At 65.1% G+C, this 22221-nt stretch carries 28 protein-coding genes and 1 riboswitch; of the genes, 19 read left to right on the top strand and 9 right to left on the bottom strand.

What is annotated here, in order from left to right; all coding sequences use genetic code 11:
• From PW734_11315 to PW734_11300, 4 genes are all read left to right on the top strand, one after another.
• A partial coding sequence (locus tag PW734_11315; protein ID MDE1171777.1) for an enolase C-terminal domain-like protein occupies nucleotides 1-497 on the top strand: 497 nt, incomplete at its 5' end.
• The gene (locus tag PW734_11310) at nucleotides 498-707 is read left to right on the top strand and encodes a hypothetical protein (GenBank protein ID MDE1171776.1); all 210 of its coding nucleotides are present in this window, start codon (nucleotides 498-500) and stop codon (nucleotides 705-707) included.
• Nucleotides 708-717: 10 nt separating this feature from the next.
• Nucleotides 718-1320, top strand: coding sequence for a hypothetical protein (locus tag PW734_11305; protein ID MDE1171775.1), 603 nt, complete (start codon nucleotides 718-720; stop codon nucleotides 1318-1320).
• A 3-nt stretch (nucleotides 1321-1323) separates the two neighbouring features.
• Nucleotides 1324-1983 (top strand): hypothetical protein, encoded by a 660-nt coding sequence (locus PW734_11300; GenBank protein ID MDE1171774.1) that lies wholly within the window; start codon nucleotides 1324-1326, stop codon nucleotides 1981-1983.
• Here the strand turns inward: PW734_11300 and PW734_11295 are convergent.
• The gene (locus PW734_11295; protein ID MDE1171773.1) at nucleotides 1980-2294 is read right to left on the bottom strand and encodes a DUF190 domain-containing protein; all 315 of its coding nucleotides are present in this window, start codon (nucleotides 2292-2294) and stop codon (nucleotides 1980-1982) included. The genes PW734_11300 and PW734_11295 overlap by 4 nt on opposite strands.
• A 37-nt stretch (nucleotides 2295-2331) precedes the next feature.
• Nucleotides 2332-2727: a fluoride efflux transporter CrcB gene (crcB, locus tag PW734_11290; protein ID MDE1171772.1), complete on the bottom strand. Its 396-nt coding sequence runs from the start codon at nucleotides 2725-2727 to the stop codon at nucleotides 2332-2334.
• Nucleotides 2728-2759: 32 nt separating this feature from the next.
• A riboswitch (Fluoride riboswitch) is annotated at nucleotides 2760-2844 on the bottom strand.
• A gap of 354 nt (nucleotides 2845-3198) precedes the next feature.
• Here crcB and PW734_11285 point away from each other — a divergent pair.
• From PW734_11285 to PW734_11235, 11 genes are all read left to right on the top strand, one after another.
• Complete coding sequence (locus PW734_11285) at nucleotides 3199-4179, top strand: phosphate ABC transporter substrate-binding protein (protein ID MDE1171771.1); 981 nt, start codon at nucleotides 3199-3201, stop codon at nucleotides 4177-4179.
• 67 nt (nucleotides 4180-4246) lie between these two features.
• Nucleotides 4247-4435, top strand: a complete 189-nt coding sequence (locus tag PW734_11280) for a hypothetical protein (GenBank protein MDE1171770.1) — start codon at nucleotides 4247-4249, stop codon at nucleotides 4433-4435.
• The gene (locus PW734_11275; protein MDE1171769.1) at nucleotides 4436-6769 is read left to right on the top strand and encodes an ABC transporter permease subunit; all 2334 of its coding nucleotides are present in this window, start codon (nucleotides 4436-4438) and stop codon (nucleotides 6767-6769) included.
• A 56-nt stretch (nucleotides 6770-6825) separates the two neighbouring features.
• Nucleotides 6826-8433 carry a phosphate ABC transporter permease PstA gene (gene pstA / locus PW734_11270; protein ID MDE1171768.1) on the top strand — a complete coding sequence of 536 codons (1608 nt, stop codon included), beginning with the start codon at nucleotides 6826-6828 and terminating at the stop codon, nucleotides 8431-8433.
• A 103-nt stretch (nucleotides 8434-8536) separates the two neighbouring features.
• Nucleotides 8537-9295: a phosphate ABC transporter ATP-binding protein PstB gene (gene pstB / locus PW734_11265; protein MDE1171767.1), complete on the top strand. Its 759-nt coding sequence runs from the start codon at nucleotides 8537-8539 to the stop codon at nucleotides 9293-9295.
• A gap of 19 nt (nucleotides 9296-9314) precedes the next feature.
• Complete coding sequence (phoU, locus tag PW734_11260) at nucleotides 9315-9998, top strand: phosphate signaling complex protein PhoU (protein MDE1171766.1); 684 nt, start codon at nucleotides 9315-9317, stop codon at nucleotides 9996-9998.
• A 107-nt stretch (nucleotides 9999-10105) separates the two neighbouring features.
• On the top strand, nucleotides 10106-11362 hold the full coding sequence (locus tag PW734_11255) for a SpoIIE family protein phosphatase (protein MDE1171765.1): 1257 nt from the start codon (nucleotides 10106-10108) through the stop codon (nucleotides 11360-11362).
• The gene (locus tag PW734_11250) at nucleotides 11359-12015 is read left to right on the top strand and encodes a SiaB family protein kinase (GenBank protein ID MDE1171764.1); all 657 of its coding nucleotides are present in this window, start codon (nucleotides 11359-11361) and stop codon (nucleotides 12013-12015) included. Before PW734_11255 ends, PW734_11250 begins: the two co-directional genes overlap by 4 nt.
• Nucleotides 11996-12376, top strand: coding sequence for a DUF1987 domain-containing protein (locus PW734_11245; GenBank protein ID MDE1171763.1), 381 nt, complete (start codon nucleotides 11996-11998; stop codon nucleotides 12374-12376). Before PW734_11250 ends, PW734_11245 begins: the two co-directional genes overlap by 20 nt.
• A 41-nt stretch (nucleotides 12377-12417) precedes the next feature.
• A complete protein-coding gene (locus PW734_11240) occupies nucleotides 12418-12990 on the top strand; it encodes a hypothetical protein (GenBank protein MDE1171762.1) in 573 nt (190 codons plus the stop codon).
• 56 nt (nucleotides 12991-13046) lie between these two features.
• The gene (locus tag PW734_11235; GenBank protein ID MDE1171761.1) at nucleotides 13047-13469 is read left to right on the top strand and encodes a metalloregulator ArsR/SmtB family transcription factor; all 423 of its coding nucleotides are present in this window, start codon (nucleotides 13047-13049) and stop codon (nucleotides 13467-13469) included.
• A 29-nt stretch (nucleotides 13470-13498) separates the two neighbouring features.
• On the opposite strand, the gene PW734_11230 is transcribed toward PW734_11235, so the two are convergent.
• The 6 genes from PW734_11230 to PW734_11205 form a co-directional block, all read right to left on the bottom strand.
• The gene (locus PW734_11230) at nucleotides 13499-14764 is read right to left on the bottom strand and encodes a copper oxidase (GenBank protein MDE1171760.1); all 1266 of its coding nucleotides are present in this window, start codon (nucleotides 14762-14764) and stop codon (nucleotides 13499-13501) included.
• A gap of 5 nt (nucleotides 14765-14769) precedes the next feature.
• Nucleotides 14770-16215, bottom strand: a complete 1446-nt coding sequence (locus PW734_11225) for a TolC family protein (GenBank protein ID MDE1171759.1) — start codon at nucleotides 16213-16215, stop codon at nucleotides 14770-14772.
• Nucleotides 16206-16706, bottom strand: coding sequence for a hypothetical protein (locus PW734_11220; GenBank protein MDE1171758.1), 501 nt, complete (start codon nucleotides 16704-16706; stop codon nucleotides 16206-16208). Before PW734_11220 ends, PW734_11225 begins: the two co-directional genes overlap by 10 nt.
• Before the next feature lie 19 nt (nucleotides 16707-16725).
• Complete coding sequence (locus PW734_11215) at nucleotides 16726-17115, bottom strand: hypothetical protein (protein ID MDE1171757.1); 390 nt, start codon at nucleotides 17113-17115, stop codon at nucleotides 16726-16728.
• 102 nt (nucleotides 17116-17217) lie between these two features.
• Nucleotides 17218-19542, bottom strand: coding sequence for a copper-translocating P-type ATPase (locus tag PW734_11210; GenBank protein MDE1171756.1), 2325 nt, complete (start codon nucleotides 19540-19542; stop codon nucleotides 17218-17220).
• Between the two features lie 9 nt (nucleotides 19543-19551).
• Nucleotides 19552-19755 carry a hypothetical protein gene (locus PW734_11205; protein MDE1171755.1) on the bottom strand — a complete coding sequence of 68 codons (204 nt, stop codon included), beginning with the start codon at nucleotides 19753-19755 and terminating at the stop codon, nucleotides 19552-19554.
• A gap of 179 nt (nucleotides 19756-19934) precedes the next feature.
• On the opposite strand from PW734_11205, the gene PW734_11200 reads away from it, so the two are divergent.
• Genes PW734_11200 through PW734_11185 form a run of 4 tightly spaced genes read left to right on the top strand, consistent with a single transcriptional unit; the run spans nucleotide 19935 to nucleotide 21759 of the window.
• Nucleotides 19935-20384 carry a hypothetical protein gene (locus tag PW734_11200; protein MDE1171754.1) on the top strand — a complete coding sequence of 150 codons (450 nt, stop codon included), beginning with the start codon at nucleotides 19935-19937 and terminating at the stop codon, nucleotides 20382-20384.
• Nucleotides 20385-20398: 14 nt separating this feature from the next.
• Nucleotides 20399-20737, top strand: a complete 339-nt coding sequence (locus tag PW734_11195; protein MDE1171753.1) for a hypothetical protein — start codon at nucleotides 20399-20401, stop codon at nucleotides 20735-20737.
• Nucleotides 20734-21171, top strand: coding sequence for a periplasmic heavy metal sensor (locus PW734_11190; GenBank protein MDE1171752.1), 438 nt, complete (start codon nucleotides 20734-20736; stop codon nucleotides 21169-21171). The genes PW734_11195 and PW734_11190 overlap by 4 nt, the downstream gene beginning before the upstream one ends.
• A 48-nt stretch (nucleotides 21172-21219) precedes the next feature.
• Complete coding sequence (locus tag PW734_11185; GenBank protein ID MDE1171751.1) at nucleotides 21220-21759, top strand: sigma-70 family RNA polymerase sigma factor; 540 nt, start codon at nucleotides 21220-21222, stop codon at nucleotides 21757-21759.
• A 3-nt stretch (nucleotides 21760-21762) separates the two neighbouring features.
• On the opposite strand, the gene cadR is transcribed toward PW734_11185, so the two are convergent.
• Nucleotides 21763-22194, bottom strand: a complete 432-nt coding sequence (cadR, locus tag PW734_11180; GenBank protein ID MDE1171750.1) for a Cd(II)/Pb(II)-responsive transcriptional regulator — start codon at nucleotides 22192-22194, stop codon at nucleotides 21763-21765.
• Between the last annotated feature and the right edge of the window lie 27 nt (nucleotides 22195-22221).

The following is a 22221-nucleotide window of genomic DNA, read 5'->3' as shown; positions in this document are numbered from 1 at the left end:
CCACCCGCGAAAACCTCCTGGAACTCTACATGGACGTGGTGGATCGCTACCCCATCGCCTCCATCGAGGATGGCATGGCCGAGGACGACGACCTGGGATGGTTGGAAATCACGAGTAAGCTAGGCCGCCGTATCCAGTTGGTCGGCGACGATAATTTCGTGACCAACCCGGCGATCTTCCGGGAGGGAATCAAGAAGGGGACCGCCAATGCGATCCTCATCAAGCCGAACCAGATCGGCACCCTGACCGAGACGCTGGAGACGGTCGCCTTGGCGAAGGAGGCGGGCTACGGCGCGGTCATCTCCCACCGCTCCGGGGAGACGGAGGACACCTTTATCGCTGACTTCGCCGTGGCGACCGGGGTGGGCCAGATCAAGACCGGCTCCCTCTGCCGCTCGGAGCGCGTCGCCAAATACAACCGGCTCCTCGCCATCGAACGGGAACTGGGCGACCGCGCCCGCTACGCCGGAGCCTCCACCCTGGGCCGGAGAAAGTAGATGGAGGAACCGGCGCTGGCCTTCCTGCGGGCGCTCCTCATCACGGCGCTGATCGCGTTGACCCTGGCGGCCTTCCCCGGCTTCCGGCCCGAGTGCCAACCGTTCGGGCGGCGTTTTTCCTGGTTCTTCGTGCGTTACGCTTTTCCCTATTATTGCATGATCTTGGGTATCCGCCTGATGGTCGCCGCTCTCCACCACGGAACCCCCTGAACGAACCCCGATGATGCCTATTGCCTGGGCCGGAAGCTGGATCACCTTCCAGGTGACGTTCACCGAGTTTTTTATCGCCGCCACCGTCTTCGCCTCGGTGGCGCAGCAGCAGGGATGGCGCAGCGCTGCGCTGGGGGCGTGCCTGGGTGCGGGCGGGATTGTGCTGCTGGGGGCCGTGCTGGGGGCATCGCTGTCCCGCATTCCCTTTCACGCCCTCGATTGGGTTTCGGCGCTTCTGCTCCTCGGCTTCGGCGCGTATTTGGCCTGGGAGTTCCTGACCGGCCTGCGGAAGCCGGGATCGGATGCACCCCAGACCGAGGCCGACTGTCTGCGGCGGCGGCTCCATCCCTCCGGGGTCGGCGTGGCCGCCTGGGCCGTCTTCGCTGAAGGGGTGGAGGTTTTGGTGGTCTGGTTGGCGGTGGCGCTCAAGCAGGGATATGTTACCGCGACGATGGGAGTGGGCGGCGGACTCGGCTGCGTCCTCTTGCTCGCCCTTTTCCTCGGCAGGACGGGGGTGTTCCGCAAGGTGCCCGCTGTCGTTCTCGACGGGCTGGCGGCGCTCTGCGTGACCGCCTACGGCATCTATTTTCTGACCGAGGCCATCCGGGGTTGAGCCATGTCCCTCTTCCATCATTCTCCGCCGCCCGAACCCGAACGGCACCTGCCGTTCTTCAAGTTGTGGGACGCCTTCGTGCCGGGCGAGTGCCCGGTTTGCCATCTCGTCGCCACGCACCGCGCCCAGATGATCGCCACGCTGTTCGAGGAGAACGTGAACGATGTCGGCACCCGGATGCACCTGCACCGCTCTCTCGGCTTCAGCCCCGGCGTGGCGGAACAGATAGGAGGGAGCCAAGACGCCCTCGGCATCAGCATCATCTATCGTTCCCTGTGCCAGGACGTGGTCGAGCGGTTGGCCCAGGCCCATCCCCATCTCAAACCGGAGGAGCCGTGTCTCGTTCTGGAGGCCGAGCGCCGGGACGAGGAGCGGGTCTGCGACGAGTTCGCCCTCCATTACGTCGCCACCGATTTCCAGGAGCGCCACGCCCAGAGCTTCGGCCTGTGCGCGGGGCACCTGGCGCAGGTTCTCCACCGCATGGCGGAAGGCGAGGCCAAGGAGCGGCTGCGCGAGGTCGAGCGGGAGAAATTCGCGGCCCTGGCCCAACAACTCGACCTCTACCTCGACAAGTCCCGCTACGACAACCGGCAGGAGATGGGCGCGGAGAAGACCGCCTGGGACGCCGCCCAGCGCAAGCTGCGACGCCCCGAGCCGCGCTAGGAGGCGGGTTGCTTCTTGGGCCGGTAGTGGACCACCTTGACCTTTTCCAGGGTGACGAGGGCGCCGTCGATCATCTCGTCGAGCTGCGGCAGGAAGGCGTCGATCTTCTCCTGGCTATCCACGATCTCAATGACGAAGGGAAGGTCCATCGACAGTTGCAGGATTTTCGCCGTATGGACGTGGCTCGACGCGCCGAAGCCCATCGGGCCGCGCAGGACGGTCGCCCCGGCGAGGCCCGTCTCCCGCGCTTTCACGACGATGGCCTCGTAGAGGGGCTTATGGTGCCATTTGTCGGCCTCGCCGACGAAGATGCGAAGCAGGACGAGTCTTGGGGGATTTCCATAGGTTTTATTTCGGTTGAAGGAACAGACCGGCGGTGTGGCCCAGCCAGACCGCGAAGAGGCAGAGGGCGAGCGAGAGGACGCAGTTTAACCCAGCATAGAGCCATTCCCCGTCCTGCGCCAACGTGAGCGTCTGAAGGCTGAACGAGGAGAACGTGGTGTAGCCACCGCAAATGCCGATCATGAAGAACGTGCGGAAGGTGGGGGAGACGATAAAGCCACCCCCCGGTTCGGTCAGCGCGGCGAAGAGGCCGATGACGAACGAGCCGGTGACGTTGATGACCAGGGTGCCGAGGGGGAAGGTCGGAACCTTTTGGGCGATCCAGCCGGAGAGCCAGAAGCGGCCCACGGTTCCCATCGCGCCGCCGAGGGCGACCCACAGATACGTTGTCAATGTCGCCATAAAGCTCCTCCGCGGCCCCTCGTGCGGGGGGCCGTTCGGTAGGAGTCATCAGCACTGAAACCAGTTCAGGCGGTTTTCCCGTGGGGCGGGAGGGCAGACACCATTGCCGGATTCAATAAACAGCAGGTGGAGAGGGAAGACAAGCCGAACTTCGGGTGCGCTGTGGAGTTGTAGCATTCTTAATCTGTCGCCGCTTCTAAAAGTGACATAAGGGGGCCGCGCTTTGGTTGTCAGCACAGTGCTCTTTGAGGCGATGGGTGAATCCAGCCGCGACCCACAGATTCGCGGTCGCCACTGCCTTTTTGCGGCATCATGGAGGTCGGATCAGTCGACGACCGACGTCTCTCCTCTCAGGGAGAATCGGCCCGACGCACAAACGTTACAATTGAGGGCTTGAGAGGAATATGCTTACATGGGAATAAGCGCCTATCGGTATATTCCGATAAGAACACTAACCCCCTCAAGGAACCAATGACCCTCCACACCCTTCCCCGCCGGGCGATCCTCGCCGTCGCGGCCGGTGCGGCGCTGCTGGCGCCCATCCTGTCGAACGCGCAGACCGTCCCTGTCGATCCCAAGCTGAAGCCCTACGCCAAGACCAGCGGCGTGACCGGCAACCTGAACTCGATCGGCTCCGATACCCTGAACGACCTCATGACCCTCTGGGCCGAGGGGTTCAAGGCGCAGTACCCGAACGTCAACATCCAGATCGAGGGCAAGGGTTCCTCGACGGCGCCCCCGGCGCTCATTGAAGGCACCTCCCAGCTTGGGCCGATGAGCCGCTCGATGAAGGCGGAGGAGATCGACCCCTTCGAGAAGAAGTACGGCTACAAGCCGACCGCCTACAAGGTGGCGATCGACTCGCTCGCCGTCTACGTGAACAAGGACAACCCCATCAAGGGGATGACCATGCAGCAGGTCGACAGCGTCTTCTCCAGCACGCTGAAGCGGGGCGGCCCGTCGATCGAGACCTGGGGCAACCTGGGCATGACCGGCTCGTGGGCCTACAAGGCGATCTCGCTCTACGGCCGCAACAGCGCCTCCGGTACCTACGGCTACTTCAAGGAGCACGCGCTCCAGAAGGGCGATTACAAGGCGACCGTCAAGGAGCAGCCCGGCTCGTCGGCGGTGGTCCAGGGCGTCGGCAGCGACCTCGCGGGCATCGGCTACTCCGGCATCGGCTACAAGACCTCCGAGGTCCGCGCCCTGCCGCTGGGCGACTCCCCCGACAAGCTGGTCGAGGCGACCTACGACAACTGCCTCAACGGCAGCTATCCGCTGGCCCGCTTCCTCTACGTCTACGTGAACAAGAAACCCGGCCAGCCCCTCGACAAGCTGACCGCCGAGTTCATCAAGTATGTCCTCTCCAAGGAGGGGCAGGACGTGGTGGTGAAGGCCGGCTTCTTCCCGCTGCCGGACCAGATCGCCGAGGCGACCTGGAACGGCCAGTAATCCCGACATGAATCCAAGGCGGGGGCGTCGCCGTCATAGCGCGCCCCCGCCTTCCTCTTCCCAAGGCATGTACTCGCGACGCCAATACACCTGGTACTGGGGATGGATGCGGCTGGTGATCGGTCTCATGCAGATCGTTCCACTCACGGTCGCCACCGTCTTCATCTACTACCACCACAACACGGTCGCCTGGCTTCTCATCGGCATCGCCACCTCCGCCACCATCGCCAGCCGAATCCTCTACCGCGGCCGCTAAATGTCCTCTCCCCATCTCTCGCCCGACCGCTTCCAGTCGTCGAAATGGACCCTCTTCGTCGATGGGTTCATGACCCGGTTCATCAAGACCGGCGGCCTGGTCGTCATCACCGCCGTGCTGGGGATCTTCGTTTTCATCCTGTCCCAGATCATTCCGCTCTTCCAGGGCGCGAAGGTGGGGCCGCTCCAGACGGTCGACCTTCCCGCCGGCAAGTATCTCATCCTCGGCGTCGACGAGGGCGGGGAGCTGCCCTTCGTCATGCGCGACGATGGGCAGATGTCGTTCATTGACGTCGAGGATCACAACAAGGTCACCCAGGTCGATCCCCTGGCCGAGGTCCTCGCCGCGACGGCGTCGGTTTCCCCTGCGCCGGCTTCCGGCGCCTCCGCTCCCGCCGCCCGTCCCACGATCACGGCGTCGTTCTACAGCCTCCTGCGCCAGGAGGTGATCGTTGGCACCTCCGACGGCCGTTTCGGGATCATCCCGATCAACTACTCGACCGATTGGGCGTCGGGCGACTCGAAGACCGTCCAGGCGGCGAAGGCCGAGGCGTTCGCCCTCCTCGACAAGCCGGGCGTCCCGATCCGGGACATCGGCTTCGGGAACTCGGGCGACACCCTCATCATCGCGGGCGTCCAGGACGTGGGCGACGTGTCGGAACTGCGGGTCGTCCGCATGACCCGTCAAAGCTCTCTGATGGGAGAGGGGGAGTTGAAGGTCGACAAGACCTACGACCTGACGCCGCTCCTGAAGGAGAAGCCCGCCAAGATCCTGGTTTCGACGAACGCCGACAGCCTCCTCGTTCTCGGTTCCCAGGGCGAGGTCGAGTACTTCTTCTACCAGGGCGACCAGTTCGTCCTCCGCCAGCAGTTCCGTCCCTTCAAGGACCTGAAGGACCCGACCGTCGCCTCGCTGAATTTCCTCTTCGGCGACGTGTCGATCGTCGTCACCAGCACCACCGGGGAGAATCGGGTCTACAGCCTGATGCGCCCCAAGGGCGCCGACGTGCGGCAGTTCGTCGAGACGAAGTGGTTCCGCGCCCTGCCGGGGGCGGCGAGCTTCTACAGCGCGAGCATCCGGAACAAGGCGTTCCTCACCGGCAGCGGGTCGACCGCCTCGCTCCGGTACGCCACCACCCAGAACATCCGCTGGGAGGCGAAGCTGCCCTTCCAGGTCGCCGACGCCGCCATCGACGGGAAGTTCAACCGCATCCTCTTCCTCGACGCCGACGCGAAGCTCCACAGCTACAGCCTGGTTGATCCGCATCCCGAGATCAGCTACGAGGCCCTCTTTGGGAAGATCTGGTACGAGGGGTATTCCGAGCCGTCCTACCAGTGGCAGTCGACCGGCGGCTCCGACGAGTTCGAGCCGAAGTTCTCCCTCGTGCCGCTCATCATCGGCACCCTTAAGGGGACGCTCTACGCCATGATCTTCGCGGTGCCGATCGCCCTGTTCGCCGCGATCTACACCTCCCAGTTCCTGCACCCGAAATACAAGGCCTTCGTCAAGCCCACCATGGAGGTGATGGCCTCGCTCCCGTCGGTCGTCCTCGGCTTCTTGGCGGCGCTCTGGCTGGCGCCGATCCTGGAACAGCGCGTCCCCTCGGTGATCGCCGTCCTGCTGGTCGTCCCCCTGGGGATGATCGCCCTGGGATGCGGATGGAACTCGCTGCCGTTCCAGGTTCGCCGGCTGGTAAGGGAAGGGCATGAGTTCGTCCTAGTGTTCCCGGTCCTGCTCCTTCTCCTTTGGGTCGGCTGGAGTCTCGGCCCGGTGATCGAGCGCCACTTCTTCGTCGTCGCCGATCCCGCGACGGGCCAGAAGGTCGCCGACTTCCGCCTCTGGTGGCCCCAGTTCACGGGGGCGAGCTACGAGCAGCGGAACTCGCTGGTCGTCGGCCTCATGATGGGCTTCGCCGTCATCCCCCTGATCTTCACCATCGCCGAGGACTCCCTGACGAACGTTCCCGACACCCTGCGCTCCGGCTCGCTGGCGCTGGGGGCCAGCCGCTGGCAGACGACGATGCGGATCGTCGTCCCGACCGCTTCCCCCGGCATCTTCTCGGCGCTCATGATCGGCCTGGGCCGCGCGGTGGGCGAGACGATGATCGTGGTGATGGCGACCGGCAACACGCCGATCATGGACTTCAACATCTTCTCCGGGATGCGGACCCTCTCCGCCAATATCGCGGTCGAGCTGCCCGAGGCGCCGTTCCACGGGACGCTCTACCGGACGCTCTTCCTCGGGGCGATGCTCCTCTTCCTCATGACCTTCCTGGTGAACACCGGGGCCGAAATCCTGCGCCAGCACCTGCGCGAAAAATACCGGACCGTCTGACCATGCACGCTCCCCAGAAACGTACGCTCAAGCAAACCCTATCCGAGGGGGAACCGATGGTCTGGCTCAGTTCGGTGGGCCTCTCCATCGGCCTCCTCATGATCGCCACGCTCCTGACGATCATCGTGGTCAACGGCCTGGAGGTCTTCTGGCCGAAGCGGGTGGTCCAGGTCCAGATCTCCGACGCGAGCGGCGCCCAACTCGCCCACGCGAAGACGGTGGCTGGGGAGATCACCAAGCAGCAGGAGAAGACCCATGAGGCAAAGCCTGGCGGCGGCCCGGCCCCGACCGAGTGGCAACTCTACGTCGGGAACAAGGATGCCTACGGCCTCAGCTTCCTTTATCTGAACCGGGACGCGATCACCGGGACCGCCTATCCGAAGGATCTCCTCAAGATGGAGCGGGTCGAGTATGGGAACGCTCTGGGTTACCCCCTTCGGCTCCAGACCGCCGATGGGGCAACGATCGAGGCGAACGACCCGGCCTTCCGCTCCCGCCTGGCGGCGCTGAACCGGGAGGCGAACTCCCGGCGCCACCAGATCGCCCACATCGAGCGCGACGAGATCGGGAAGGTCAACGCCCGGATGGGCGGCCTGAAGCTCGACGAGAAGGGGCTGGCCTCCGACTCCCCCCAATTCCAGGCGCTCCAGGCTAAGATGGACAAGCTCCAGGCGAAGTACGAGATCCTCGCCAAGCAGGCGGGCGACCTGCGGCAGCGCCAGGGCCAGGACCGGTTGACCTATCGGCTGCCGACCGGGGCCGAGAAGACGATGCCCCTAGGCCAGTTGGTCAGCTTCTACTACCCGAACCAGCTTGGCCTCCTCGACCGGCTGGGGTGGTTCTTCTACCGGATCTGGCACTTCCTCGTCGACGAGCCCCGGGAGGCGAACACCGAGGGCGGCGTCTTCCCCGCGATCTTCGGCACCTGCGTCATGACCGTCCTCATGAGCGTCGCGGTGATGCCGTTCGGCGTCCTGGCGGCGATCTACCTCCGGGAATACGCCCGGCAGGGCTTCTTCGTCCGCGCGGTCCGGGTCGCGGTCAACAACCTCGCCGGCGTGCCCTCCATCGTCTTCGGCGTCTTCGGCCTGGGATTCTTCGTCTACATGGTCGGGGGCACCATGGACCAGATCTTCTTCAGCAAGTCGCTGCCGACGCCGACGTTCGGGACGGGCGGCGTCCTCTGGGCGGCGCTGACCCTCGCCCTCATGACCGTTCCCGTCGTGATCGTGGCGACCGAGGAGGCCCTCGCCGCCGTCCCGCGCGGAATGCGCGAGGGGTCGCTGGCCTGCGGCGCCTCCAAGTGGCAGACGATCCAGCATATCGTCCTCCCTAGCGCCCTTCCGGGCATTCTGACCGGCCTCATCCTGGCGATGGCGCGCGGGGCGGGCGAGGTGGCCCCGCTGATGATGGTGGGCGTGGTCAAGCTGGCCCCCAGCCTCCCGATCGACGCCACGTTCCCCTACGTCCACCTGGAGCGGAAGTTCATGCACCTGGGCTTCCACATCTACGACCTCGGCTTCCAGTCGCCCGACTCGGAAGCGGCCAAGCCGATGGTCTTCGCCACCACCCTGCTCCTCATCATCCTGGTCGTCGCGCTGAACCTGGGGGCGATCCTCCTCCGGGAGCGCATCCGCCGCAAATATCGCCTGGGCGCCTTCTAAGCCTCCTCCACCCGTGACCTCTCCCACCCTCGTGAAACCCCTCGAAACGTCCCATAGCCGCCCCATCGGGGCCGGCCATCCGGCCGTAGAAAGCCCTGACGCCGTGAGCACGCCGTTCATCTCGATCCGGAACTTCGGCTTCTTCTACAACAAGAAGCAGGCCCTCTTCGACATCAACATGGAGATCGCCAGCCAGAAGATCACTGCCTTCATCGGGCCGTCCGGCTGCGGAAAATCGACCCTCCTGCGGAACTTGAACCGGATGAACGACCTCATCGACGGGGTCCACCACACCGGGGACATCCTCCTCAACGGGAAGAGCATCTATGACCCGCGCCAGGAGGTTATCTCCCTGCGGAAGCGGATCGGGATGGTCTTCCAGAAGTCGAACCCGTTCCCGAAGTCGATCTACGAGAACATCGTCTACAGCCTCCGCATCGCCGACCAGGGGAGGAAGCAGAGCCTCGACGAGGTCGTGGAGCGGAGCCTCCGCTCGGCGGCGCTCTGGGACGAGGTGAAGGACCGGCTCCACGAGAGCGCCCTGGGCCTCTCCGGCGGTCAGATGCAGCGCCTCTGCATCGCCCGGGCGATCGCCAACCAGCCGGAGATTCTTCTCATGGATGAGCCGTGTTCCGCGCTCGACCCCATCGCGACCGCCAAGGTTGAGGACCTGATCCACGAGTTGAAGGAGAAGTTCACCATCGTGATCGTCACCCACAACATGCAGCAGGCGGCCCGCTGTTCCGATTACACCGCCTTCATGTACATGGGGAAGCTGATCGAGATGGACGACACGGAGAAGGTCTTCAAGGAACCGAAGGTCCAGCAGACCGAGGACTACATCTCCGGCCGCTTCGGTTGAGCCGCACCCCGACGAGTTTATGCCCGACAACAGACAGCACATCCTGGCGACGTTCGACGACGCCCTGGCGGCCCTCCGCCGGGACGTCCTCATGATGGCCAGCCTGACCGACCGGAGCCTCCACAACGCCATGCAGGGCCTGTTCAAGGGGGATGCCGGCCTCTGCGGCGTCGCGATCGCCGACGACGACGAGATCGACCAACTGGAGCGGCAGATCGACGCCAAAGGGACCGACATCCTGATCCGCTTCCACCCGTTCGCGTCCGACCTGCGGCAGGTCGTCAGCGCCATGAAGCTGGGGAACAACATCGAGCGCGTCGCCGACGCCGCGGTGAACATCGCCAAGCGGGCACGGAAGCTCTCTTCGATCCCAACCGGAGAGGACCGGACCTTGCTTTCGAAGCTCTTCTCCGACGCCGTCGAGCTCTTCGACGACAGCGTGAAGGCGTACGCCGAGGCCGATGTCGACCTGGCGCGCTCCCTGAAGGCGCGGGACAAGCTCATCGACGAACTCAACGCCAGCTTGGCGGAGCGGTTCACCGACCGCATCTCCAAGGAGACGGACAAGGTCCGGGATTACCTGGACCTGATCTTCATCGCCCGGCACCTGGAGCGGGTCGGCGACCACGCCAAGAACATCGCGGAAGACGCGATCTACGCGGCGGCGGGCGAGGACGTGCGACACCAGGGCGGCAAGCTCTGAGGCGGCACGGGCCGATTCTTTACGCATTCGACGCAGAAGGGCAACCGGATCGTCGGAGAGTGTATATACGCATAAGGGAATACAATAACCCGCGCATATAGAAATCCATGACCGCCCTCGCCCCGATCCCCGCCGCCTCCCATAGTTCGGTCTCCCGCAGTATCGCCGATCTCCCGTTCTTTGACGTGGCGGTTTCCGACAAGACGCCGGGCGACCGGCTCAACGGGGAGTTCAAGAAGAATGCGAAGCTTCCGGGCATCCTGGTCCTGCATGATGGGGAGCTGGTGGGGACGATCTCCCGGTCGAGCTACTACCAGGTCCTGAGCGGACGGATGGGGCAGGAGATCTATGGCGTCCGCCCCGTGGAACGGATGCTGAAGCACATCAACCTGCCGCCGTTCGTGGTCGCGCCCGACGCCTCGGTCGCCGAGGTGGTGCGGAAGGGGCTGGAGCGGCCCCTCCACGTCTCCTACGACCCCGTGGTCTACCGGCATCCCGTCGCCGGCTACCGGATCGTCGACTTCCACGAGCTGATGCAGGCCCAGTCGGAACTCCTCGGGATGGCGATGGTCGAGGTCGAGGAGAAGAACAAGCAGGTCCACGACAGCATCCTCTACGCCGAGCGCATCCAGCGCTCGATGCTCTACAACCCCGACCGCCCCTTGCCGATCCACCTGGAGCACTTCGTTGTCTTCCGGCCTCGGGACATCGTCTCGGGCGACTTCTATTGGATTCGGGAGGCGAACGACCGCATCTACGTGGCGGTCGCCGACTGCACCGGCCACGGCGTCCCCGGCGCCTTCATGTCGCTGATCGGGCACGGCCACCTCAACGACATCGTCTCCCAGCGCGGCTACACCGATCCCGGAATCATCCTGGAGGAGCTGCACAAGGGGGTCCGCGACAGCCTGTGCCAGGAAACCGGGAACGACTCGGCCCACGACGGCATGGAGGTCGGCCTCTGCGTGGTCAATCCCGCCTCCGGGGAACTCCTCTTCGCCGGGGCGAACCGCCCGCTCTACAGTGTCGACGCTGCGGGCCAGTTCCACGAGCACAAGGGGGACCGGAAGCCGATCGGCGGAACCCAGAAGGAGGCCAAGCGCGAGTTCGCCACCCTCTCCCTCCGAATCGAGGACGGGACGACCTACTACCTCTGCTCCGACGGCGTGGGCGACCAGCCGAACCCTGAGGGGAAGAAGCTCGGGTCGCGCCGCGTCCGCGAGGCGCTGTATCAGTTGGCGAGCCGCAGCCTCGGCGAGCAGAAGGCCGCCTTCGAGAAGGTCCTCGACGACCACCAGGCCGGGGCGCCGCAGCGGGACGACATCGCCCTCCTGGGGTTCCATCTCAAGGGAAGTCGAAAATGAGCCGCTTCGCCTTCGGGGCCCAAGCCGAGACCCTCGCGGAGGAGCAGGACGTTCTGATCCAAGGGGAGAGCATGTTCCGCTACTACCAGAAGGTCCGGGACAGCCGGATCGTCTTCGCCTTCAAGGGGGCGATGCTCCAGGAGACGCTCGTCGAGATCGGCGACCTGGTTCGCGGCCCTATCGCCGCCGCCGAGGGGGCGGACGGCGGCGCGATGAGGCGGCTCTTCGCCATCGTCATCGAGATGACCCAGAACGTCCTCAACTACTCCCACGAGCGGGAGTTCCTGCCCCAGCAGGGTCGGGATGTGGGGGTGGGGATGATCGTGGTCCAGCAGACCGACGACCAGTTCATCGTCAGTTCCGGGAACATGATTCGGAACGACCGCGTGCCGGTCATCGAGGAGCGCTGCCGGTACGTCAACACCCTCGGCCCCGACGGGCTGCGAGCCTACTACAGCCAGGAGCGGAAGAAGGACCGCCCGGCCGACTCGAAGGGGGCCGGTCTGGGCTTCATCGACATTGCGAAGAAGTCCCAGAACCCGCTGACGTTCGCCTTCGTTCCCGTCGACGCCGACGCCTCATTTTTCTCCCTGTCCGCCAAGATCAACAAATTCAATCCCAAGGAGGTTCCCGATGGAAGCAGTGTGCATTGATCCGTCCGCCACGACGCCGAAAGTCACGTTTGTCCCCGAGAAGGGGCTTTTCGAGTTGTCGGGGCTGTCCTACCCGGAGAACTCGGTGGCGTTCTTCCTGCCTGTGAAGAAGCGTCTTCTGGAGATGCTGGCGATGTCGGACGGCCCCTTCACCGCGAACTTCCGTCTCGACTACTTCAACACCAGTTCGTCGAAGAGCATCCTGGAACTTCTGGAGATCCTCGATCGGCACCATCAGCACTACAAGAACGTGAAGGTGAACTGGCTCTACGCCGAGGACGACGAGGACATGCGGGACAACGGCCTCGACTACCGCACCGACCTCACCGTTCCGTTCGAGGTCCTGCCGGAGAGCCGCTGAAGAAGGGGGATGCCACGAGCGCCGAAGACGTGGTCCTCAAGATGGAGGGTCAGTTGGAGGAGATCGCCTCCAGCCACGACCATGTCCTGATCGACACATCGATCTTCCGGCACCGTACCGAGATCTTGGAGAGGGACACGGCCTACCTGTCGTTCCTGGAAGGGCTGGTCCGCCGTCACCCGAACATCACCCTCACCGAGGCGGTCCATGGGGAGATCGCGGGCGGGATCGACGACCACATCCTCGGGCGCCGGCTGGAACCGCTCCGGCAGAAAATCTACGACGTGTCCCGCGCGGCGGCCCTCCTTCGCCCCGGAAACTGGCCCGGCTACGAGCCCTACCTCAAAATGGCGCGGCGCCTGCGGGACCAGCGCGCCCTCGGGGTGGGGGACCTCTCCCCGACCGACGCCGAGGTCGTCGGACACCTCGCCTATGTGGGATTGCGGGACAGCGGCTCGGTCGCCCTCTGCACCAGCCACCGCCAGTTGCTCCTCTTCACCCGCCAGCACTTCGAGACGATCTGCCGCCGCTTCGGCCGCCCCGACACCCGCCAGCCCGACCTCCACCTCTATCTCCTGCGGGAACTCCAGCACGAGATCGAGACGTTCGTCTGAGGATTTTCGTTGCTCCATGCCCCCCCGGGCATATTCTGCCCCGCGCAGGAGCCATTTTGCAAAGCCGCCGCCTCACCCAGATCTACGCCTGCCTCACCGACGAGACGCGGCTGCGCATCCTCAGCCTCCTCAACGACGGCCCCCTCTGCGTCAACCATCTCCAGGAGATCATGGGGGTCCCCCAGGTCCAGATCTCCAAGCACCTGGGCTACCTCCGCACCCGGGGCATGGTGGAGGCCAAGCGCCACCGGAACATGATGATCTACCACCTCCCCCTGACCGCCGAGCCCGAGGTGGAGCAAAACCTAGTCTGCCTCCGCGATTGCGTCCGGGCGATCCCCATGTTCATCAAGGACAAGGAGAAGCTCTACCGCTTCCTCGCGAAGAACGGCTGGCTGACCGATATCGCCAACGGCTACGGAATCCGTCCGATCCAAGCTCTGAAAAAGGGAGATCGTCCTAGAGCGACAACCTTTTAATCTTTCGGGGGAAGGAAGATTGAACCCCGTCAGCTAACGCTTTTCACGGCCTGAGCGACCGTTCCGGCTGGGTGCTGGTACCACCCGGGATCGTCGTAGCTAGCCAGGCTTTCACGGACCTTGAGGACAGTGAACATGCCCCCCATCTCGATGGGCCCGAACGGTCCGGTGCCGGTCATCATGGGCAGAGTGTTTTTCGGTCCCTTCATCTGCATTTCGGCCATGTCACCCATGCCATCGCTGCCCATGTCCATGTAGCCGGGAACGAGCTTCTTGATCTTCTTCGTCACGGCATCCTGATCGACCCCCAGCAGATTGGGAATGTCGTGGCTCATCGCGTTCATCGCGTGGTGGGTCTTGTGGCAGTGGAGCGCCCAGTCGCCGGGGTTGTCGGCGACGAATTCCATCGTGCGCGTGGTGCCGGGGGCGACGTCGACGCTGGTCTCCGGCCACCACGCCGACTTCGGGATCTGTCCCCCATCGGTCTCCGTCACCCACCAGCGGTGGCCATGGATGTGGATGGGATGGTTGTCCATGCTCAGGTTGGCGATCCGGACGCGGACTTTCTGGTTCAGCTTCACGATCAGGGGGGCGGTTCCAGGGTAGACGCGGCTGTTGAAGGTGAAGTTGTTGAAATCGGTCATGATGCTGGGATTCGGCGTGAAGGTCCCCGGATTGACCGCCCACTCCATGAGGAAGATCGCGAAGTCCCGGTCCACCTTCGGCCCTCCCTTGGGATGGATGATGAAGAAGCCCATCATCCCCAGCGCCATCTGCACCATCTCGTCCGAATGGGGATGGTACATGTAAGTGCCGTGCTGCCGGAGGGTGAACTCGTAGGCATAGGTCTCGTCCGGCTCGATGTGCTTCTGGGTCAGGCCGCCGACGCCATCCATGCCGTTCGGGGTGAGGATGCCGTGCCAATGGACCGATGTCGATTCGGGCAGCTTGTTCGTGACCAGGATGCGGACCCGATCGCCCTCGACCGCCTCGATGGTCGGGCCGGGCGTCGAGCCATTGTAGCCCCAGCAATTCACCATCATGCCGGGAGCGAACTCCCGCTTCACCGGTTCGGCGACGAGGTGGAATTCCTTCACGCCGTCCTTCATCACCCAGGGTAGGGTCGAGCCGTTGGGGGTGACGACCGGCGTGTAGGAGCCGTCCCCGGCGACGGTCCCAGGCGTGTCGGCGGTGCCGGAGATCGCGGCGAGGGCCGACTGGACGCGCCCGAAGAAGGCGGTTCCGGCAGCGGCGATTCCGGTGCGGGCGAGAAGCTGGCGGCGGGATAGGCTCATGGGGTCTAGGGTTTCATGTTCATCGGCGCCGGGGCGGCGGAGGCGGCGGCGACCGGATCGGTTTGTTTCGCCTCGGCGGCGGCGGGGACAGGCAGGAAGCCGCCGACCGCCTTCTCCAACTCGGCTCGGGCCGTCCAATAGTCGCGCCACGTCTGGATGTAGGCGCGCTCGGCGCCGATTTCCTGCTGCTTGGCAAGCAGGAGGTCGTAGCTGCCTTTCAGCATGAAGTTGTATTGCTCCTGGGACAGCTTGAGGATGCTGACCCGCTGGGGGAGCAAGGTCTGGCGATAGGTGTCGGCGAGCTGCCGGCGGCCCTCCAGGATTTCCCGGTTTTCACGGATCTCGGAGCGGACATCGATGGCCAGCGCGGCCAAACGGTCTTGGGCTTGCCGGAGCTGGGCCTGAAGCGTGGCCACCCGGGCCTGTCCCTGATCGAAGATCGGAAGCTCGACGTCGATCGAGGGGCCGGTGACGCGGGAGCGGTCGGGATTCTTCTCCGTGTCCACGCCGATATCGATTCCGCCGGGAAAGAGGCGGGTTCCTTCGGTGATTCCGAGCGACTTTTGCAGCGCCTCGATCCGCTTCCGGGCGGCGGCGACGTCGAGCCGCTGAACCAAGGCCCGCTTCTCCAGGTCGGCGGCCGACAGGGGATCGGCAGGAATGGCGGGAAGTTGGGGGGAGACGGTCCAGCGGGGCAGTTCCTCGGTCCAACCCAGGAGCCGGTTCAGTTTCTCCCGGTCGCGGACGAGATCGATCCGGGTCTGCGTCACGTCGGCTTGGCTCTCAGTATAGACCGACTTTTGGTTCACCAGGTCGAGGTCGTTAATGTTGCCTGCCTCGTGCTGCTTCTCGGCCAGTTCGGCGGCCGTCTTGTCGATGTCGTTGACCAGTTCCAGCCGGGTCTGGAGTTGCTCGTCGGCCTGGACGGCGTAAAATGCCTCCTTCACCTCGGCGGCGAGGGAAAGAACCTCGTTCCCGACCTCCAATTCGGTCGCCTCCAGTTGGAGCGCGGCCATCTTCTTCCGCAGGGGAAGGATGAACAGTTGCAGGAAGTCGCCTGTCACGGAGAATTCCTGGTCGGCTCCCAGCGGCGAGACGTTCGGGAAGCGGACGATTGCGCTGAAGCTCGGGTTCGTCAGCAGCCCCGCCTGAACGAAGTCAGCCTGGGAGATGCCGATCTCCTCGAAGGTGGCCTGGAGGGAGGGATTGCCCAGCAGGGCAACCTGCACCGCCGCGTCGGCGGTCAGGGGACGGCTGAGGAGATCGCGCACCGCCTGCTCGGCTTGCCGGTCTTCCTGGGTGCCTCGGCTCCATTCGACGCGGTGGCCGGTGCGGTCCCGGATGGTGCCCTGGGCGTTGCCGAACGAGGCCGAAGGATCGACCGAGGCGCAGCCCGCGAGGGCGAGGGCGGGAAGGGAAAGGGCCAGGAGGCGGGGAAAGATCATTGCCATGGATAATAGTCGAGTCCGTAGACGAGGGTTCCGCCCAGATGACCCGCGACCGCCGTCGCGAGAGCCACGAGCCATAGGACGATCCGATAGGCCCAGACGCCGCGGCCCGTCGGCAGAACGCGAAGCTGAAGCAGCCCGGCGAGGCAGGAGCCGACGGCGACGCCGGTGCCCAGCCAGCGATGCCACGTCAGGATCGGCTTGAGATCCGGCTCGATGCTCATGGTGGCGGCGTCGGCCCAGCCGAGACCGGCGGCGATTACCGCCGCGACGGCGCCCAGCCCCAGCGAAAGGCCGGCGGCGAAGGAGAGCTTCTCGGAAGGTCCCCGCCAGGCGACGATCCCTTCGAGGAACGCCGCCAGGAGGAGCAGGGCAATCGGGAAATGGATGACGACGGGATGGAACGCGCCCAGCCACCGGAGGACTTCTCCAGAGGCGTGGGTATGTCCTCCGCCCGAGGAGGCAGTGTCGGCCATGTGGGCCAGGAAGGGCATAGCAAACGACGTTCCGCCGTTACACTCCCTTCATTCCGTCCATGGCGGACGGAGTCGGCGCGGCGGCTCCGCCCTTCTTCGCGGCGGCGTCATCGAGAACCTTCAGCGTCGGAGCGGGGTCCTTCTTGAACTTCCGCAGGCACGAGGGGCAGCAGAAGCGGACCAGCCGGGTGGTCTCCTTCCCGTCGGTCCCTTTCGCCGTGTAGAGGTAGTCGATGGCGGGACCCATGTCGCCGTCCAGCTTCTCGCCGGAGACCGGGCAGGTCGTCAGGGGATAGGTCTTCTTGAGTTCCTCGATCTGCTGCTTCTGCTCCGGCGTATAGGTTTCGGCCTGGACGGAGGGAGTCCAGAGGCTGACCACCAGCGTGGCGAGCAGGCCGAGGGTCGATCCGAGCAGGGTTTTCTTCATCTTCGTAAACATAAGTCTCCAGGGCACCAGGGGGTTCGAGCTGGTGTAGGGGATTAAACGAAAGAAGGTCGCCCACCCCTCACAAAATCTTTCGTGGTTTCGTCATGTGGCGGAGGGCTTCCCCGCCCTCCGCAGGCGAAGGCTGTTCCCCACGACCGAAAGGCTGCTGAGGGCCATCGCGGCACTGGCGATCATGGGACTGAGCAGGAGACCAAAGGCGGGGTAGAGCGCCCCGGCGGCGATCGGCACCCCCAGGCCGTTGTAGAGGAAGGCGAAGAGGAGGTTCTGGCGGATCGCCCGCATCGTCGCCCGGCTCAGGGCAATCGCGGTCGCAATGGCCCGGAGGTCGCCCTTGACCAGGGTGATCCCCGCGCTGTGCATGGCGACATCGGTCCCGGTCCCCATCGCGATGCCGACATCGGCGGCGGCGAGGGCGGGGGCGTCGTTCACTCCGTCGCCGGCCATCGCCACGACGCGGCCCTGGCTCCGCAGGGCGGCGATGCGGTCCTGCTTGTCCTTGGGGCTGACCTGGGCGACCACCTCGTCGATGCCCACCGTCTTCCCCACACGCTCGGCAGCGCCGCGATTGTCGCCGCTGAGCATGACCAGGCGCAGGCCCAGGCGGTGGAGGGAGGCGACGGCGTCAGGCGTCGTCTTCTTGACGGGATCCGTCAGGGCGACGAACCCGGCGAGAGAGTTCCCCGCCCCGATCCAGATGACGGTGTGGCCTTCCTGCTCCAGCCGTTCGGCCTCATCGAGAAAGGGTTGGTCGAGAGTGATCCCCGCCCCCTTCAGCAGCGCCGCCCGCCCCACCAGCATGGGGCGCCCGTCCGCCGCGCCGCGGACGCCCATTCCGGAAATGGCCTCGAATCGCTCGACGGGCTGGAGCGCCAGCGCCCGGTCTCGGGCGGCCCGGACGACCGCCCCGGCGAGGGGATGCTCGCTGGAGGCCTCCAGCGAGGCGGCGGTGGCGAGCACCTGGTCCTCGCTGAAACCAGGGGAGGCCTGGATGGTGGCGACCATGGGCCGCCCCTCCGTCAGCGTCCCGGTCTTATCGATGACCAGGGTATCGACCTTCTCCAGGATCTCCAGGGCCTCGGCATCCTTGATGAGGACGCCCGACAAGGCGCCGCGCCCGACGCCGACCATCACCGCCATGGGAGTGGCCAGCCCCAGAGCGCAGGGGCAAGCGATGATGAGGACGGCGACGGCATTCATCAGGGCGTAGCCGAGGGCGGGCGCCGGGCCGAACCGGAGCCAGACGAAGAAGGTGAGGACGGCGACGGCGATCACAGCGGGGACGAACCACGCCGAGACCGCGTCGGCGAGCCGCTGGATCGGCGCCCGGCTTCGTTGGGCCTGCGCGACCATCTGGACGATCTGGGCGAGCAGGGTCTCCCCGCCGACCTTCTCGGCCCGCATCAGGAAGCTGCCGCTGCCGTTGATCGTCCCGGCGGCGACGGTTCCCTCCGGCCCCTTGGCGACGGGGACCGGCTCGCCGGTCAGCATCGATTCGTCGACCGAGGAGCCTCCCTCGGTGACGCGGCCGTCGACGGGAACCTTTTCCCCCGGCCGGACACGAAGGATGTCGCCCGCCTCGACGGCGTCGAGGGACACCTCTTCTTCGGTGCCGTTGCGAAGGCGCCGGGCGGTCTTCGGGGCCAGGTTCAAGAGCGCCCGAATGGCGGCGCCGGTTCCGGCCCGCGCCTTAAATTCGATGACCTGTCCCAAGAGCACCAGGGTGGTGATCACGGCCGCGGCCTCGAAGTAGAGCGGAGGGGCGCCCCCTGTCGCGAGTGATCGGGGCAGGAGGCCGGGCGCCGCCAAGGCGACGAGGCTGAAGGCGTAGGCCGCCCCGGTCCCCAGGGCGATCAGGGTGAACATGTTGAGGCTACGGTGGAGGATCGAGTGGTACGCCCGGACGAAGAACGGCGCGCCGGCCCAGAGAGCCACCGGGGTGCCGAGCGCCCACTGGAACCATCCCGATACCAGAGGGGGAATCGAGCTGATCCCCGGAAGTATGGCTCCCATCGTCAAGACGAGGAGCGGGACGGTCAGGCCCGCCGCGATCCAGAACCGCCGAGTCATGTTTTGGAGTTCGGCGTTCTCCTCGGGTTCCTCCGGTTCCGACACGACCGATTCCAGGGCCATTCCGCACTTGGGACAACTGCCGGGATGGTCCTGTCGGACCTCGGGATGCATCGGGCAGGTATAGATCGCCTTCCCGGCGGGGCGGTGGGCCGGGTTGCGCTCCAGGGCCATGCCGCATTTCGGGCAGGTGCCGGGAGAGTCGGACTCCACTCCGGGGCACATCGGGCAAAAATAGGCCTTCGTCACCGCGGGAGGGGGCGAACCCGGCGTCTTGGGGTGGCGATGGCAGCAGGCATGCGCCTCATGGGATGAATCGGAAGGGGAGGGATGGCTCATGGTAGTCGCTCAGTGGCAGTTCCTGGATTCCTTCCCGCCGTCTTTCTTTTTGTTCTCCCCGTGGCCGTGCCCGCCCATCATGCCGAGACAGCAAACTAGCATGGGAACGGCAATGAGAAAGGGCGCGATCGCGCTCTTCCCGATGGCGGGGACGAAGGCGATCGCCAGCAGCGGCACGATGCAGCCGAGCATCATCAGGCTATGGCGTTTCATGGGTTTGCTCCTTTCGAGCATCCAATTAAACGGGCTACCAGGATCGACCCCTCACAAATTCGACCTGCAAGGAGACGAATCCCGAGAAGTCCCCGGGAAGCGGCTATGAGGGACGCTTCCGTCCGATGAATCGGCGGGATTTCGTGAGGGATGGTTTCAAAAATCACGTTTAACTGGATGTGAACGCCTCGACCTTCCGAACGGGAAAGAGCGCCAGGAGCATTCTTCTCCCGGCGCTCGGCCTGGGGCTGCCACTGACCTTGTTCGCGGCTCCCCTGGCGATCCGGGGGATCGACAGCGCTCCCTTGAAGGTATCGACCGTCGATCTCCGGCGAGAAGGAAAAGAACTCTGGGTTTCGGGATCCCTGTCGGGCGTCCCCGGCTACTGGGGAACCCCCGATCCCCGCCCGAATTCCCACGTCCATGTCCGCATCCTCGACTCCCGGGGAAAGATTCTGGCTGAGGACATTGACAGGATCGGGACCATTTACCGGCTTTCCGTGCCTCCGACGAAGGGAGGAGCAAGCGCCGTCGAGTACGTCGCCCGGTTTGACGCGCTGCCGCCCGGGGCGGCGGAGGTCGAAGTGATCTCCCATACCGATGGACACACCCACCCCGCCGCGAGATAATCGGCGCCACGCTTATGCAAGACCACGATCTCGACCGCCTCCTCCAGGAATTGGCTGCGCAGCCGAAGCCCGCCCTGCCGTCCGGCTTCCGGGATGGCATTTGGAGGCAGATTCGCCACCGGCAGGCCGCGCCGCCCCGTTCGTTCGGCTCCTGGCTGGACTGGGCGTTGGCCCCGCTGGTGAGGCCCCAGCCGATTTTCGCCGCCCTGGCGTTCTCCCTGATGGTCGGCCTCTTCTTGGGCATCGCGACCGGCTCCGGGATCCGGGTCTCGGGAGCCACCCGGGCGATGGAACTGGATGTCTTCGGCCTTCACGCGCCCGGCCTGCCGACAACGTTGCTGGAGGGGCGATGAATCGCGCCTGGGCATTCGGCATCCTGCTGCTGGCCGTGGCATTGGTGGCGTCGGGGAGCTGTCTTCTCACCGGCCAATACCTGAAGCACCGGCAGGCGGCGCCGGAGTTCAGCCATGCCTGGATTCACCACCAACTGGCCATCACCCCCGACCAGGACCGGAAGCTCGGGCCGATCGAGGCGGCCTTCACCGAGAAGCGCCGGCACTATGCCGAGCTGATCCGCCTCGCCAACCTGGAGCTGGCCCAGGCGGTCGCCGACGATCAGGCCGACTCCCCCCGCGTTCAGGTTGCCGTCGAAAAAATCCACGACGCGATGGGGGGCTTGCAAAATGCTACCCTGGACCATGTCTTCGAGATGAAGGCCGTCCTGACGCCCGAGCAATATGACAAGCTGATCCGCCTCACGTCCGAGGGGCTGCGCCGCCAACCCTGATCGAGGAACGTCATGGGGCAGGATCCAGACCTCCCTCTGGTTCAGGCTGTGCAAGCCGGCACCGAGCGGGCTTTCGACGCGCTGGTCGAGCGATACCAGGAGCGGATTTTTCATTTCGTCTGCCGTTCCGTGGCGAATCGCTCCGACGCCGAGGAGATCGCCCAGGAGGCGTTCGTCCGCGCCTATTTCCACCTTGCCACGTTTCGGCCGGACGCCCTCTTCTCGACCTGGCTCTTCCGCATCGCCGTGAACCTGTGCCGGGATCACCTGCGCCGACAGGGATCGTCCCGGGTGCTCCGGACCGAATCGGTATCGGCGAGCCGATCCAGTCCCGACGAGCCTCGCGACCGGGAGTTTCCCTCCCCCGGACCCGATCCCGCCGCCGCTGCCGTGCAGAGAGAAAACTTGGCGATCGTGGAGCGGGAGATCGCTGGTCTTCCCCCCGACTTGAAGTCCCCCTTGATCCTGACTGCCGTCGAGGGCCTGACGCAGGAGGAGGCAGGACGTCTTCTCGGACTGAGCGCCAAGGCAGTCGAGATGAAGGTCTACCGGGCCCGGAAGGTCTTATCGAAGCGGTTGGACCGTTAGAGGCTATCCGAGGTGGCTGGAAGCCAATTTCTTCCCCTTCGGGCGCATGGCGGAAAGGCCATGCAGAATGCCACACTCCTTCACTTGGCGGCGCGTGCGGCATTTCTTTCTCAAGCCGGTCAACTGTCCCTTTAGCTTCTGTAGCTCCTCGATCCGGGCATCGACGTGGGAGATGTGCTCGTCGAGGAGAAGATTGACCGAGTCGCAATCCGAGGCGGGCTTATCCATCAGGCGGAGAAGGGCGTGGACCTCCTCCTGCGACATATCCAGGGCGCGGCAGTTGCGGACGAAGCGCAGCCGGTCCAGGTGCCGCTGTCCGTAGACGCGGTAGTTGTTACCGGAGCGGTCCGACTTCGGAAGCAGGCCTGCCTTTTCGTAGTAGCGGACGGTTTCGACCGTGCATTGGGCGGCTTCGGCGAGTTCTCCGATCTTCATGGCGTGGGGAGGGCTTGACCCTGAAGT

This window comes from Verrucomicrobium sp. (assembly GCA_028283855.1).
GTDB lineage: Bacteria > Verrucomicrobiota > Verrucomicrobiia > Methylacidiphilales > GAS474 > GAS474.
This window is presented reverse-complemented; position numbering and strand designations above follow the sequence as displayed.